Source organism: Butyrivibrio sp. DSM 10294, from assembly GCF_028539135.1.
Lineage (GTDB): Bacteria > Bacillota > Clostridia > Lachnospirales > Lachnospiraceae > Butyrivibrio.
The window spans coordinates 161,701-176,842 of sequence record NZ_JANSWL010000088.1; the positions used below are offsets into that span (position 1 = coordinate 161,701).

At 41.3% G+C, this 15,142-nt stretch carries 16 protein-coding genes; 14 read left to right on the forward strand and 2 right to left on the reverse strand.

Annotated features, from left to right (window positions below):
* Positions 1–179 precede the first annotated feature (179 nt).
* From NXH67_RS16800 to NXH67_RS16860, 13 genes are all read left to right on the forward strand, one after another.
* Complete coding sequence (locus NXH67_RS16800) at positions 180–539, forward strand: ArsR/SmtB family transcription factor (protein ID WP_022777183.1); 360 nt, start codon at positions 180–182, stop codon at positions 537–539.
* Between the two features lie 24 nt (positions 540–563).
* On the forward strand, positions 564–779 hold the full coding sequence (locus tag NXH67_RS16805; RefSeq protein WP_022777182.1) for a cation transporter: 216 nt from the start codon (positions 564–566) through the stop codon (positions 777–779).
* An 81-nt stretch (positions 780–860) separates the two neighbouring features.
* A complete protein-coding gene (locus NXH67_RS16810; RefSeq protein WP_272798129.1) occupies positions 861–2,759 on the forward strand; it encodes a heavy metal translocating P-type ATPase in 1,899 nt (632 codons plus the stop codon).
* Between the two features lie 21 nt (positions 2,760–2,780).
* Positions 2,781–4,853 (forward strand): serine hydrolase domain-containing protein, encoded by a 2,073-nt coding sequence (locus NXH67_RS16815; RefSeq protein WP_272798130.1) that lies wholly within the window; start codon positions 2,781–2,783, stop codon positions 4,851–4,853.
* A 113-nt stretch (positions 4,854–4,966) separates the two neighbouring features.
* A complete protein-coding gene (locus NXH67_RS16820) occupies positions 4,967–5,797 on the forward strand; it encodes a purine-nucleoside phosphorylase (RefSeq protein WP_272798131.1) in 831 nt (276 codons plus the stop codon).
* A 24-nt stretch (positions 5,798–5,821) separates the two neighbouring features.
* Positions 5,822–7,123, forward strand: a complete 1,302-nt coding sequence (locus NXH67_RS16825) for an amidohydrolase family protein (protein ID WP_272798132.1) — start codon at positions 5,822–5,824, stop codon at positions 7,121–7,123.
* A 27-nt stretch (positions 7,124–7,150) separates the two neighbouring features.
* On the forward strand, positions 7,151–8,821 hold the full coding sequence (locus NXH67_RS16830) for a MutS-related protein (RefSeq protein WP_272798133.1): 1,671 nt from the start codon (positions 7,151–7,153) through the stop codon (positions 8,819–8,821).
* A gap of 24 nt (positions 8,822–8,845) precedes the next feature.
* Positions 8,846–9,334 (forward strand): ribonuclease HI, encoded by a 489-nt coding sequence (gene rnhA, locus NXH67_RS16835; protein ID WP_272798134.1) that lies wholly within the window; start codon positions 8,846–8,848, stop codon positions 9,332–9,334.
* 18 nt (positions 9,335–9,352) lie between these two features.
* Positions 9,353–9,982 (forward strand): metallophosphoesterase family protein, encoded by a 630-nt coding sequence (locus NXH67_RS16840; protein WP_272798135.1) that lies wholly within the window; start codon positions 9,353–9,355, stop codon positions 9,980–9,982.
* Positions 9,983–10,077: 95 nt separating this feature from the next.
* Positions 10,078–10,731: a fructose-6-phosphate aldolase gene (gene fsa, locus NXH67_RS16845; RefSeq protein ID WP_022777173.1), complete on the forward strand. Its 654-nt coding sequence runs from the start codon at positions 10,078–10,080 to the stop codon at positions 10,729–10,731.
* Between the two features lie 110 nt (positions 10,732–10,841).
* Positions 10,842–11,342, forward strand: a complete 501-nt coding sequence (locus NXH67_RS16850) for a hypothetical protein (RefSeq protein WP_272798136.1) — start codon at positions 10,842–10,844, stop codon at positions 11,340–11,342.
* 1 nt (position 11,343) lies between these two features.
* The gene (locus NXH67_RS16855; protein ID WP_272798137.1) at positions 11,344–12,459 is read left to right on the forward strand and encodes a DUF6765 family protein; all 1,116 of its coding nucleotides are present in this window, start codon (positions 11,344–11,346) and stop codon (positions 12,457–12,459) included.
* A gap of 4 nt (positions 12,460–12,463) precedes the next feature.
* Positions 12,464–12,997, forward strand: coding sequence for a DUF308 domain-containing protein (locus NXH67_RS16860; protein ID WP_272798138.1), 534 nt, complete (start codon positions 12,464–12,466; stop codon positions 12,995–12,997).
* A gap of 201 nt (positions 12,998–13,198) precedes the next feature.
* Here the strand turns inward: NXH67_RS16860 and NXH67_RS16865 are convergent, their stop codons facing one another.
* Both NXH67_RS16865 and NXH67_RS16870 read right to left on the reverse strand, forming a co-directional pair.
* Complete coding sequence (locus NXH67_RS16865) at positions 13,199–13,927, reverse strand: ion transporter (RefSeq protein WP_272798139.1); 729 nt, start codon at positions 13,925–13,927, stop codon at positions 13,199–13,201.
* 3 nt (positions 13,928–13,930) lie between these two features.
* Positions 13,931–14,092, reverse strand: coding sequence for a hypothetical protein (locus NXH67_RS16870; protein ID WP_022777167.1), 162 nt, complete (start codon positions 14,090–14,092; stop codon positions 13,931–13,933).
* Between the two features lie 127 nt (positions 14,093–14,219).
* Here NXH67_RS16870 and NXH67_RS16875 point away from each other — a divergent pair, with 127 nt between their 5' ends.
* Positions 14,220–15,101 (forward strand): aldose 1-epimerase family protein, encoded by an 882-nt coding sequence (locus tag NXH67_RS16875; RefSeq protein WP_022777166.1) that lies wholly within the window; start codon positions 14,220–14,222, stop codon positions 15,099–15,101.
* Positions 15,102–15,142: the final 41 nt, after the last annotated feature.

The following is a 15,142-nucleotide window of genomic DNA, read 5'->3' on the forward strand; positions in this document are numbered from 1 at the left end:
TAATAATGATCTATTAAGCGCACATGTCCGGGATAGACCGGGGATGTGCGCTTTTTGCAAAATAATATTATTAAGGCAGTTATTGTGAAAAAAGTATTGACATATTTTAGAACAGGGGATATATTAAACATATGAACAGACATTCATATGTATCATAAAACAATGAAAGGAATAACCCAATGGCGATAAATGATGTAGAGTGCTGTGATGAGTTTTGTGTACACAGCGACGTTGTAGAAGAGATTCATAATCTTATGCCCGATGATGACAAGCTGTATGATCTTGCAGAGCTGTTTAAGGTATTCGGGGATTCAACCAGGATAAGAATACTTGTAGCTCTTTTTGCATCAGAGATGTGTGTATGCGATATTGCTGAATCACTCAATATGACACAGTCCGCAATATCACACCAGCTTAGAATACTGAAGCAGAGCAAGCTCGTTGGTAATAAGAGAGATGGCAAGTCAATTATATATTTCCTTGCAGATGAACATGTGAGAATGATCATCGCACAGGGAATGGACCATATAAATGAATAATAGAAGGAAAGAGAGGGAATTGTAATGAAGAAGACTTATAAGTGTGAGGTTGATTGCGCTAACTGTGCAGCCAAGATGGAGGATGCCATCAAGAAGATCGAGGGAGTTGTAAATGCCAGAGTTAATTTCATGACTCAGAAGCTTTCACTTGAGGCTGCAGATGATATTTTTGATGAAGTTCTTGATAAGGCAGTTAAGGCTTGCAAGAAGGTTGAGCCGGATTGTGAGATTGAGATCTGATATTTGAATGAATATGGTCTGTGGTGAGAATGTTCACCACAGACTTTTCTATAAACTAAGGTATACAACAGGAGATTACTTATGACTAAGAAACAGAAAAAAGTAAGAAACAGAATAATAATCACGCTTGTGATGTTTGTGATTCTTTTGACTTTAGATAAGCTTGGATATTTTGATAATATTCCATGGTTTGTTCAACTTCCGATATACGCAGTTCCTTATGTGATCATAGGCTATGATGTTGTTAAGAAGGCTGCTATCAATATTTGTCATGGACAGATTTTTGATGAGAACTTCCTGATGATGATCGCTACATTTGGCGCCTTCGGTATAGGTGAGTACTCAGAAGCTCTTGCGGTAATGCTTTTTTACCAGGTAGGAGAGCTGTTCCAGAGCGTAGCTGTAGGTAAGTCAAGACAATCCATAAGTGATATGATGAGCATTGCTCCTGAATTTGCCAATGTGGTATCAGGCGATGGAACTGTAAATGAAGTTGATCCTGAGGAGGTATCAATCGGTGATATTCTCCTGATCAGAGCAGGGGAAAAGATTCCTGTTGACGGAACTGTTGTTGAGGGAGAATCCTTCCTTGATACTGCTGCACTTACCGGTGAATCTGTTCCGAGGCGCGTAGCGGTTGGAGACTATGTCATAAGCGGCTGTATAAACGGCGAGGGAATACTTAAGATAAGAGCCGAGAAGGCTTATGAGGATTCAACTGTTGCCAGAATCCTTGAACTGGTTGAAAATGCCAGCAACAAAAAATCCAGAATGGAGAATTTCATAACAAGATTCGCAAGATACTATACTCCGGTTGTTACTATAGGCGCAGTGCTTCTTGCGATAATTCCTCCAATTGTTGGAAATATGGCGTTTGCGGACAGCATCAAGAGAGCATGTATTTTTCTTATAGTTTCCTGTCCCTGTGCACTTGTTATTTCTGTTCCGCTTGGGTTCTTTGGCGGAATCGGCGCTTCTTCCAAGATAGGAGTATTGGTCAAGGGAAGCAATTTCCTTGAGGCTGCTGCCGGAATTAAGACCATCGTATTTGACAAGACCGGAACTCTTACCAAGGGTGAATTCAAGGTTACTGAGATTATACCTGCCAAGGACGGAAATGTTGATCAAAATGAGCTTCTAAGGATTGCTGCTGCAGGTGAGAGCATGTCCAATCACCCCATAGCCAAGTCTGTACTTGCTGCATTCTATGAGAAGGCAGGCGAAGGAACTGCTTTTGACGCACTTAATGAATCAGAGACAAGGGAAATTGCAGGCCGCGGCATCAGAACCGTTTATAACGGCAAGGAGCTTCTTGTAGGTAATACAAGACTTCTGGAAGATAATAACATCGCATACGATGTCGTAGAACAGATTGGAACCATAGTATATGTGGCTCTCGATTCAAAATACCTCGGAGCTATTATTATCTCCGATGTTATAAAAGAGGGAACCAAAGAGGCTGTCAGTTTAATGAAGAAGGCCGGTGTCAAAAAGGCTGTTATGCTTACCGGTGACAGAAGAGCTGCCGCAGAATATGTTGCCAAAGAGATCGGTATTGATGAGGTTCATGCTGAGCTACTTCCTGCGGACAAGGTCAGCAGGGTTGAAAATTTACTTTCTTCATCGGATAATAGTAATAATAAGCTTGCGTTCGTTGGAGACGGCATCAATGATGCCCCGGTTCTTATGAGGGCAGATGTTGGTATAGCAATGGGCTCTCTTGGCAGCGATGCTGCTATTGAGGCTGCAGATATAGTGATTATGGACGATGATATCAGAAAGATCTCATCAGTCGTTAAAATAGCAAGAAAGACTCTTAGAATCGTCAAAGAGAACATCGTTTTTGCCTTGGCGGTGAAACTGATAATTCTTGTACTTGGTGCCCTGGGCCTTACTACTATGTGGCTTGCGGTATTCGGTGACGTGGGAGTTGCGGTAATTGCTATACTAAATTCCATGAGAGCGCTTAAGGCTGACTGACTTATGGAGGGAATAAAATAAATGGCTAGAGCAGGACTTGACGTTGGAGAACTTCTTTTAAAGCTGGTTGCCAAAGAGACAGGTGAGATAAGTAAGGTTGATTACACACCTCAGAAACCTGCCTTTATGGAGTTTACCCCTGTGGGGGAGACGCATCTTGAGAGAAGTTCGCCGGAATCCCAGGGCGTCAGTTCTGCTTTTTTTACTGAACTGATAAGGCGCCTTTCAGAGGATAAAAGGTGCAATATGCATAAGTTTATGGCCTTGAGACATGGAGTTGTCATAGCGGAATGCGCTTTTGAACCATTTGATATGGATATGTGGCATGTTTCCTATTCGATGTGCAAGAGCGTTATCGGAATGGCTATCGGAATCCTTGTGGGGGAGGAAAAGCTCTCAACAAATGATAAGCTCAGCGATATATTCAGTTCAAGAATGAGTCCCTTCGGATTCCTGAGGAAAAACGTAACAGTTCACAATCTTCTCAATATGACCAGCGGCGTTGATTTCAGTGAGGCAGGAGCAATTTCGGGAAATGACTGGAGAAAGAGTTATCTGGAGAGCTCTTTTAAATTTGATCCCGGTACACAATTTGAATATAACAGCATGAATACTTACATGTTATCCGCTATTATCACTGAGATAACAGGGCAGTCTGCTTTTGATTTTTGCAGGGAGAGAATCTTTAACCCGTTGGGAATCAAAAGAGTCTTTTGGGAGAGCTGTCCCCAGAGTATCACAAAAGGCGGATGGGGACTGTTTATCCGCGCTGAGGACATGGCCAAGCTGGGACAATTATATCTTAACTACGGTATGTGGGAAGGTCAGCAGATCGTTCCCAGGCAGTGGGTTGAAGAGTCGATTAAAAAGCATGTTGAAACCGGACGAGAAGACAGTGGCTTTTACGGATATCAGCTTTGGATAAACGATGACAGGCCCGGTTCCTATGCCTATAATGGTATGCTGGGACAGAACGTTTTTGTTTATCCCGATATTGATATGGTAATTGTGACCAATGCCGGAAACAGTGATATATTCCAGACTAGTCCAATGGCTGTCATGATTAGAAAGGCAATGCAGTATGAAATAGTTGTACAAGATAAACCTCTTCCGGAGGACTTTGCCGCCTTATCTGATCTTAAGGCAATTGCCAAGTCTGTCAGCGGAAGAACAGCTGCTCATCCCGTAATAAGCGCAGGAGGCTGGAAACAGCGAAACGTCACTATGACAACGGGAAGACCCAGGAAGAAGGTTGCAAGCTTTGAGACAAGAAGAGCCGGTTTTAAAATGCAGGTCAATTCCTATAATGTCAGGAATGAGAACAGTCTTATCAGAACCTGGTTTAAAAAGCTCGACGGCAAGACATATGATCTGGATGTGTCCGCTGTAGGCGTCTTTCCTCTGATGATGCAGATAGTACATAATAATTTTACTGATGGAATTCACAGAATCGGATTCAGGATTGGCCACAATAATTCTTTCTGGATAGATCTGTATGAAGGTAGTGCTATATATAAGCTAAGGTGCGGCTTTGGCGGTAAAAGATATGTAAGCGACGTCAACATGCATGGCGAGATGTATAAGGTATCTCTGGCGTCCTTCTGCAAAACTGATGAATATAACAGGCTTGTTATAAGAAACGAGATAAGCTTCCTTGAAGAAGCCTGCAAGAGGACTTTGAATATCTGCTTCGAGGATGATGCTTCCGACAGACCTGACAGAAAGGGGACGTTTATTCATCCCGGAGTACCTTCGGGCATCGAGGTTAGATTCCTTGAAACCCCCGGAACAGATATGCTTATGGAAGCCATGAAGAGCATGGGCACAGATAACCTGGGCGGAATGCAGGGCATGCTCATCAACAAGTTTTACAAGGGCGGGGTAAAAGAAGCATTTGGTCATGCGGTAAAGAATACTTTGCAACCTGTGATCCATGGTAAACTAACTGTCCCTGAGTATGTAGACTATGAGGCACTAGAGAATTTTGCTGATGATACCTTCGTAACCCAGGAAGTGGCCGGTGAAACCATCGAGATTGTCGGAACATCCAAGACTATAGAAGATACGGTTAAAGAAACAGGCTCAAACTTATGAATTATGTGTTAAAAATAGGCTTTTGGGGCATTTTTATGGGCTTTGTATGATATACTAATTGTTGTTTTGTAAAAGAAATATAGTAATTATTTTAAATTTGGAGAGGGTAGATTATGAGTAATGCGATTTATGAGAAGATCACAAAATGCGTCGAGGCTATAAGAGAGAAGACTTCTTTTGAGCCTGATGTTGCTCTTGTTCTGGGATCAGGACTTGGCAACTACGCAGAGAATATAAAGATTGAGGCGGAGATTTCTTATAACGATATCCCCGGATTTCCCGTTTCAACAGTTCCCGGACATGCCGGAAAATTCATCTTCGGATACGTTGGAGATGTTAAGGTTGTATGCATGAAGGGAAGAATCCATTTCTATGAGGGCTACAACGTAAGCGATGTTGTACTTCCCGCAAGAGTTATGAAGATGCTTGGAGCTAAGATCCTGTTCCTTACCAACGCTGCAGGCGGACTTGGTCAAGGATTCGCTGCAGGCGATCTTATGCTTATAACAGACCATATTTCAATGTTTGCACCCAATCCTCTTATCGGCCCCAATATCGATGAGCTGGGAGCACGTTTCCCTGATATGTCCGAAGTTTACAAAAAGGATCTTCAGGAAGTTATCAGAAGCGTAGCTAAAGAGAACGGTATCAAGCTTCAGGAAGGTGTATATGCTCAGCTTACAGGTCCTTCCTTTGAATCTCCCGCTGAGATCAGACTTCTTGGCAATCTTGGAGTTTCTGCAGTTGGTATGAGTACCGTCAATGAGGCAATAGCCGCCAACCATATGGGCATGAGAGTGTGCGGTGTATCCTGCATTTCCAATCTTGCAGCAGGTCTTTCCGAGAATCCTCTTTCCCATGAAGAGGTTCAGGAAGCTGCAGATAAAGCAGCACCTTTGTTTACCAAGCTGGTAACAGAGTCAATCAAGAAATTTCAAATCTGATATTTAAAAAGTTGGGTGGAGTTTATGAGAACACGTTTTTATAACGCAAGAATTCTTACCATGGAGCCCGGAAGAGAGGTTTTCGAAGGCGAGCTCTGGGTAATAGGGGACAGAATTGTCTTCGTGGGGACTGAGGAAGAAGGAAGACATTACTGTGACCATCACAAGAATACGATCTTAGTCTGGGATGAGGAGATTGATTGTCAAAAAAATCTCCTTATGCCGGGCTTTAAGAATGCACATACTCATTCAGCTATGGCTCTTATGAGATCCAAGGCTGATGACATGCCTCTTTCTGATTGGCTTAACAAGCAGATTTTCCCCATTGAGGCGAAAATGACTCCCGAGGATATCTATCATCTTTCCAAAATATCAATAATGGAATATCTGACAAGCGGTATGACTGCTGCCTTTGAAATGTATCTGACACCTTTTTCCGTGGCAGATGCCTTCAGAGACTGCGGCTTTAGATGCGTACAGACCAGCTGTGTCAACAATTTCAGTCAGTCTGTGGAGCTTCTTGAGAAGTATTATACCGATATCAATAAAAGGGACGAATACAATTCCTTTATATTAGGCATTCATGCTGAATATACCTGCTCAAAAGAGCTCCTTGAAAAGACTAGTGAGCTGGTTCATAAGTATAAGGCTCCTTTCTGGGCACATATTTCCGAGACAGAAAGCGAAGTTAATGAATGCAGACAGCGCTACGGTATGTCACCCATAGAATTCTTTGACAGCCTTGGACTGTTTGATTACGGCGGAGGTGGATATCATGTTGTATGGACCGATGAAAAGGATCGTGAGATCCTCAAAAACAGAGGTCTCTATGTTGTTACCAACCCCGGATCCAACACCAAGCTGGCCAGCGGAATTGCTCCGATTACAGATTATATCGAGAGGGGAATTCCCGTTGCTATAGGAACCGATGGCCCTGCCAGCAATAACTGTCTTGATATGTTCAGGGAGATGTTTCTTGTTACAGGACTTCAGAAACTTCGTAATATGGATGCCTCCAGTATGGATGCTGCAGAAGTCCTTAGAATGGCAACCGTTAATGGCGCTCTTGCAATGGGACTTAATGACGCTGATGTACTTGCTGAGGGTAAGTTGGCTGATATTATTATGCTTGATCTGACTCAGCCCAATATGCAGCCTATTAACAATATAGTCAAAAATATCGTGTACAGCGGAAGCAAAGCCAATGTTCTTATGACCATGATTGGCGGAATAATACGTTATAACAGAGGTAAGTTCAATATAGGAGCCGAGCCTTCGGATATCTATGAAAAGGCAAAGGAAATCTCGGCAAGACTTTACGCATAAAATAATTACAGAATAGGAAAAACTTACATGGAAGTATTGATTTTTTTAGGAACACTCACAGGAATCTGCTTTTTGGCATATCTGCTTGGGCTTAGGGATCAGAAACGTCTCGACAGGCTTTTGGATAATAGGCTCAAAGCAGACTTTGGCGAAGCACCCAAAAGAGAATACAAAGCTGACGATCTTGACCATCTTCAGGGCTTTTATCTTAAACACAGAGATGAGTTTCAGATTGACGATGCAACCTGGAACGACCTTAATATGGACGGCGTTTTCGCCAGGATGAATTACTGCTACAGTGCATCGGGAGAAGAGTATCTGTATTATCTTCTTAGGACTCCCATGCAGAGTGATGATTTCGATGAAATGGAGCAGAAAGTTGAATTCTTCAGGGAAAACGGTGATAAGAGAAGGGCTTTTCAGATTCTCTATGCACACATTGGAAGAAGAATAAGGTACTCCATTTACGAATACATCGATTATCTGGATAATGTCAAGAATGTAAGTAACAGCAAGCATTATCTGATGTTAGGACTTATGGGACTGGCATTATTGTCATGCATATTAAATTTTACTGTGGGCTTTAGCATATTTGTGGCTCTGATGGTTGCTAACATTTTTATGTATTTCAGGGTTAAGGACGATGTTGAGCAGTATCTTACCAGTTACAGATACATAATGTCTGTGATCCAGAGTGTTGATGATTTCGCTAAATTAAGTGATCCCGATATCGCAGATGATATAGATGCGCTTAAGACTTCTGCTTCCCACTTCAAATCCTTTTTGAGAGGTTCATCCATACTGATGTCCTCTTCAAGAATGAATTCAGGCAATCCTGCGGAGGTTCTTCTTGACTATCTCAGAATGGCAACCCATCTGGATATCATCAAGTTCAATCAGATGTATTCTGAGCTCATGGAACACAAGGATGATCTTGATACAATTCTTACCATCACGGGTAAGTTGGAAGCCTATATTTCCATTGCCTGCTATAGGCAATCCGTCAAGGACAACTATTGCATTCCTCATTTTACAGGTAGAGATTATGAGGCCAGGGGATTGTACCATCCGCTTATAGAAAATGCAGTGCCTAACGATATCGCAGCTGACAGAGGAGTGCTTATTACAGGCTCAAATGCATCAGGTAAGAGCACATTCCTTAAGACCTGCGCTCTTAATGCACTTCTTGCCCAGTCTATACATACGGTTCTGGCTAAAGAGTACAAGGCCCCTCTTTACAGGATTTATTCCTCAATGGCGCTTAAGGACGACATCTTTGAGGGAGACAGCTACTACATTGTTGAAATCAAGTCCATCAAGAGAATCCTGGATGCAGCAAACGCTGAAGGTAACCCGGTTCTTTGTTTTGTGGATGAGGTTCTTCGAGGAACCAATACTGTTGAGCGAATCGCAGCATCCACTGAGATTCTTAAGAACTTTGCAAAGAGAAACATTATGTGTCTGGCAGCTACTCACGATATAGAGCTCACCACTCTTTTGAAGGATTACTTTGGTATCTACCATTTCGAAGGCGAGATTACCGACAATGATGTTCATTTTGATTATCTTATCAAAGAAGGCCCCGCCACTACCAGAAATGCCATTAAACTGTTGAATGTACTTGGTTATGATGAGAATATCGTCGATAATGCTCAGAGCCTTGCAGAGAAATTCCTTGCAACGGGGCAGTGGATTTAATAAGAACTAATTTACGGAGAATATATGAAAGTAGAGATTTATTCAGACGGTTCAGCCAGAGGAAACCCGGATGGACCCGGAGGCTATGGAGTAGTCCTTAGGTATGTGGATTCCAAAGGCATAGCTCATGAAAAAGAGATAAGTGCCGGTTACGATAAGACCACCAATAACCGCATGGAGCTTATGGGAGCCATCAAAGGTCTGGAAGCACTAAACAGACCATGCGAAGTTGAAATGTACTCAGATTCCAAGTATGTTATCAGCGCTTTTAATGAAGGCTGGATTCCTAAGTGGATCATGAACGGCTGGAAAACAGCGGGTAAGAAGCCTGTTAAAAATGTGGAGCTCTGGAAGAGACTTCTTGCAGCCGCAGAGCCTCATAAGATTAAATGGAACTGGGTAAAAGGCCATGCAGGCCATCCTGAAAACGAAAGATGCGACCAACTGGCAACAGCTGCTGCCGATGGTAATCCTGCCACACTTCTTCATGATGACGGCGGCGACCTTAAGTGATTTTAGAAAGATATATTTATGATTTATTATATTGCTGATTGTCATTTCTTCCATGAAGCCCTTAACACCAAGATGGACTGCAGGGGCTTTGCGAATGCAGAAGAGATGAATGAATACATGATAGCCAAATGGAATGATAAGGTTACAAGAGCTGATACGGTGGTAATCCTGGGAGATCTGTCAGTTGGTAGAGCACCTGAGACCAACGAAGTATTGAGCAGACTTAAAGGAAAGCTTTGCCTTATAACCGGCAATCATGACAAGTTCGTTAATTCTCCGGATTTTGATGCTTCAAGATTTGAGTGGATAGACAGCTACCGCGAGATAACAGATTCTCAGAAAAAGGTGGTATGTTGTCACTATCCGATACCGTTTTATGAGGGCCAATACAGAAAAAGACATAATGGAGAACCTAAGGTTTACATGATGTATGGACATGTGCATGAAACAAGGGATGAAGTACTTATGCAGAAAATCATAGGGATGATCAGGGAAACACCTTATTATCCTATTGGCAGCGAACATGAGAGCACCATTCCCTGCAATATGATAAATTGTTTTTGCATGAAATCAGATTATACTCCACTTACCTTAGGTGAATGGATTAAACATGAAAGTAAACATGAGGAAACGATAAGCATAAAATGAACAAAAATGAGCAATTTATGTCTATTTTTGGAAACGAAATGGTGTTAGTATAGTTACTGGTGTTTTAATTCAAAATATTTATGAGGTGAATAATTATGAAACTTTTTGTCGACACAGCCAATATCGAAGAAATCAAAAAAGCAAATGACATGGGTGTTATTTGTGGTGTTACAACCAACCCTTCACTTATCGCTAAGGAAGGCCGCGATGTTTACGAAGTAGTTAAAGAGATCGCTTCTATCGTAGACGGACCTATCTCAGGCGAGGTTAAGGCTACTACAACAGACGCTGAGGGAATGATCGCAGAGGGTCGCGAGATCGCTAAGCTTCATCCCAACATGGTAGTTAAGATCCCTATGACAGTAGAAGGTCTTAAGGCTTGTAAGGTTCTTTCACAGGAAGGCATCAAGGTTAACATGACTCTTATCTTCACAGCTAACCAGGCTCTTCTTTGCGCAAGAGCAGGCGCTGCTTTCGTTAGCCCATTCCTTGGAAGACTTGATGACATCAGCGTTCGCGGAACAGATCTTATCTCTGAGGTTGCTGAGATCTTCAACATCCACAACATTGAGACAGAGATCATCGCTGCAAGCATCCGTCATCCTATGCACGTAACAGACTGCGCTCTTGCAGGTGCTGACATCGCAACTGTTCCTTACAAGGTAATCGAGCAGATGACACATCATCCTTTAACAGATGCTGGTATCGAGAAGTTCCAGAAGGATTATCTCGCTGTTTTCGGTGAATAATTATCTGCAGATAACTACTTATTAAGATAATTACATAATATAATACTTAATCATGGTAAAATATTGTTAGTATTACGATATTTTGCCATGATTTTTTTATGGGGTTTTATATGGAAACAAAGCAGAAGCTACGAAAACTAAAGCATACACTATATAACGACGGCCTTGGGGTTATAATGCTGGGAGGCTGGTCTGTTCTTAAGCTTGTGATGAGCGTAATCGGAGATGGGAACATATTTGATTACGCTAACGCAGAAATCGATGAAGACAATCTGATGCTGGTAAAGATATTTACGTATATTTTTCTTGTTTTGGGTATAATTATTATCTTTTTTGTGCATTATTACATCGGAAGCAGGGCAATGAGAGTAGGGAAAAAAGATTCAAAGAAGCGTTTCTTTTTGATACCAACAGGATTTATCTGTATTATCACGTTGCTATCAAGTATGCTCTCAATTGCTGCGCTTAAGGATAACATCGATGATCTGGATACGCTGTCGATTTCTCTTATACTTGATATTATGCTTTCTTTTCTGCTTCTGGATATTATAGTTTCAACTATAAGAGTAGGAAGGCTGCAAAAACAGATTATTGCAAAAGAGGGGGAATGATATGCAGGAAGATTTTCATTATTATGCAACCTATTGCGCAGCATTCCTGGCGGGATATTCCCATGAGGAGAGCCTTGATATTGCGTACAGTGCCCAATTTGTAGACCTGTGTTCAAGAACCTTTTTGTCAACGATCGGAGCTCCTTTGGATGCGGCAACAACGCAGCTTCAGCTGGAACTGATGGATGCCAGGACGGATATTATCGGACTTCAGGATATAACAAGGATATGGGCTTCGTTCCATTTTTTACCAAAGGATCTATATGCCATAAAGCAAAGAAGGACGAGGCGTTATCTGAACAAATACCGCCTTATATGCGGCCCGAACGGAGAACTGGTAAGGAAAACCATTGAGCTTGCCAAAGATAAGCATCTTCAATCTGTAGGTATTGCAATGCATGTACTTGCAGATACCTGGGCTCATTCTTATTTTGCCGGCACTCCTTCACTTGTAATAAACAATACAGATTATGATTTCTATGAGATTTTTGAAAGCGAAGACGACTATTCAGAAAGGATAATAAAATTCCGTCATAGCGCTTCGGCTCCGGATGATCTGGATAACAGTATTTATACCAACAGCCTTTCACAGAGTACCGAGAATTCAATAATGAATCTGGGGCATGGCAGAGCAGGTCATCTGCCGGATTACAGCTTTGCAAGATATAAGTATGTTCCCGCCTGGGGAGAATACAAGGTGATAGAAAAGGACAATCCATCGGATTATTTTAAGGCTTTTTGCCAGATGGTATATGCTATGAGATTTCTAAGGGGAAAAGTGGCTGAATTTGTGCTTGATACCTATGCCTTTGAAGAAGTGCAACAGCATGAGGACATAATAAAAGAGATAATTCATAAAAGGCAGCTGAATGCCAGTGAGGACTGGAAAAAATTTGGCGAGAGTCTGTCGGAAATGGAAATCGATGATTTTGACCTGGGCAGGTATTCGGAAGAATACAAAAATGCTTCTCAGGATATGAAGGATAACACATTTCTCGGGAAGTTTATTCAGGGGGCCATTGTTCACAAAGGCATGGTCACCAATGAAATCTATAAATCCAAGAATATTCTTGCGGGTTTTTCGAAAGAAATATTTACATTTAAGGAACAAGAGTAGACATATGACTAAATTTCAGCGGATACAAAGTTTTATATTTGGAATAATAGGGATTATTTTCGGCTTTACACTTGTGGCTTTCCCTGAGGGAACAAGCGAAGTTGTGCTAATTATATTGTCTTTTGTTCTGACCTTTTCAGGGATAAGTACGCTGGTATATTATTTTTCAATGGCTCAGTTTATGGTAAACGGTAGATATATTCTGATCAAAGGCCTGATCATTCTTGATTTTGGACTTTTTTCGGGGACGCTTATAAATGTGCCGAACATCTATATGCTCCTTTACCTGGCTATTCTTCATGCGTTTTCAGGTCTGGTGGAGGTATTAAGATCCATGGAGTCCAAAAAGTACAGCGCCAAAAACTGGAAGCTGAAACTATCTCATGGCATTGTGGATATAATAATTGCTGTATGCTGCATAGTTTTTTTTAAACATGAAGAAACAGTTGGAATCGTTTATGGAATAGGACTAATGTATTCCGCATTTATGCGCATTATCACAGCCTTCAGAAAGACCACCTCCGTCTATATTCAGTGAGATAAATTTACTGCATTTGGATTTGAGACTGAGGAAGCTTTTTTCCAGAATGACATAGAACGGTTCAAAAAGATGATGAAGGGCAGTAATATTGAGATTTCCTGCGGCGCTGTTTACTGCATATACGGAACGAAAGATGTAAATATGGTTATTAACAAAGCTAATGATTTTCTGTGCAAAGAAACTGAACAGAAGAATAGATTATAACTCATATTTGGATTTTTTCTTGTTGATCTCATTCATATATGCTGCTGTTATGATACCTGTTGGAAGAGCAATAACTGCCATGCCCACCAGAGCAGATACCATGGTGATCATTCGTCCCAAGGTCGTGACAGGTGAGATGTCGCCGTAACCGATAGTGGTTATGGAGATGGTAGCCCAGTAGAGTGCGTCAAAGAAATTATTAAAAAGATCAGGCTCTAGCTGGTATATCATCATCGCTGAAACAAAGATATATATCACGATAAGTATCAGAACCGCAAGGAGCTGAGATTTAACTTTACGGATAACATTTGCGATTATTCGCATCGTTTTGGAATATCTCACAAGTTTAAGAACTCGGAAGGTCCTGAATAGCTTAAGCAGCCTTATCAAACCGGATACCGGAATAAACAGTGAAATAACCGGAACTATAGATAAAAGATCAAAGATGGCAAGGGGCGTGAAAATATAGGCAATATAAGCCTCTACACTTTTATAACCCATTTTATAATCTGCTGTATATACCCTTACACAGTAATCAATAAAGAAGAGCAGGCTTGTGGAGAACTCGATGATACGAGTGTAGATGCTCTCAGACTTAAGCGTCATGGGAAGAAGACCTACAATAACCGCAACAGTGATCATTACGTCATAGGCTCTGCTGGAATCATCTCCTATATTCGATACTTCTATTACTTCATAGATTCTCTTTTTTCTGTTAGTCATATCCTAGATATTACCTACTATCAGTGCAACAAGTCCGATTCCGATAAGAAACAGAGTAACTAATCTGCAAAACAGAATAAATATTGTTGCATGGGTGTGTTTCATATTGTGATGAACACCGTTGTCGTCTATAAGATGTTTTGGCGTATTCGATTTACCGTTCATAAATTATCCCTCTAATATATCGTAACATAGTAGAAAAATCGTTACAATTACGTAAATATAAATAAGCTTGAAAAAGGACTTCTTTTGATGGAGAATAAGAATGTTGATAAGAAAGGGAGGAACTTAAATGGCTGAACATACTATTTCCAATGATAAATTATCACTTACAGTGTCTGAGCACGGTGCAGAGATCAGATCAATCATAAGAAAAAGAGATAATAAGGAACTGATGTGGCAGGCAGATTCTGCATTCTGGGGAAGAACGTCACCGGTACTTTTCCCTCTTGTAGGTAACTACTACGAAAAAGAATCAGTATATGCAGGTAAGACTTACACTATGTCACAGCATGGTTTTGCAAGGGATATGGACTTCCATCTCGTGGCTAAGACTGATAATATGCTTAAATTTCTTGTGCGCGATAATGAGATGACCAAGGAAAAATATCCGTTTTCTTTCTATCTTACAATATCCTACGAGCTTGAAGGCGATACGGTTAAGGTTGGCTGGGCTGTGAAGAATACCGATATTAAGACCATGTATTTCTCAATCGGTGGTCATCCTGCTTTCAACTGCGATTTAAACAAGGATAAGCTATTATTTGAAAAAGAAGGTAAGCCCGTAAAGAACAGCCTCACATCCGGAATTATTGAGTCAGACGGAAGCGGTTGCCTTTCTTCAAGACAGAAAACGCTTAAACTTGATAACGGAATTTTATGCCTTAGCGAAGAGATGTTTGATGAGGACGCACTTATTTTTGAAGACCTTCAAAGTGACTGCGTGACCCTTATGGATGAACATGAGAGAAAAGTATTATCTGTTTCCTTCGACGCGCCTCTTTTCGGAGTATGGTCCCCTGCAGGTAAGCATGCTCCTTTTGTCTGCATCGAGCCCTGGTATGGCCGCTGCGATAAGGTTGGGTTCTCCAAAAAGATTGAAGAACGTGAATACGGCACTTCACTTGAAATGGGAGAGGAGTTTATCACAAGCTACGACATAAAGTGCTATTAATACTGATGAGATGGTGGGTATTTTACAAAAGACCGCATAAA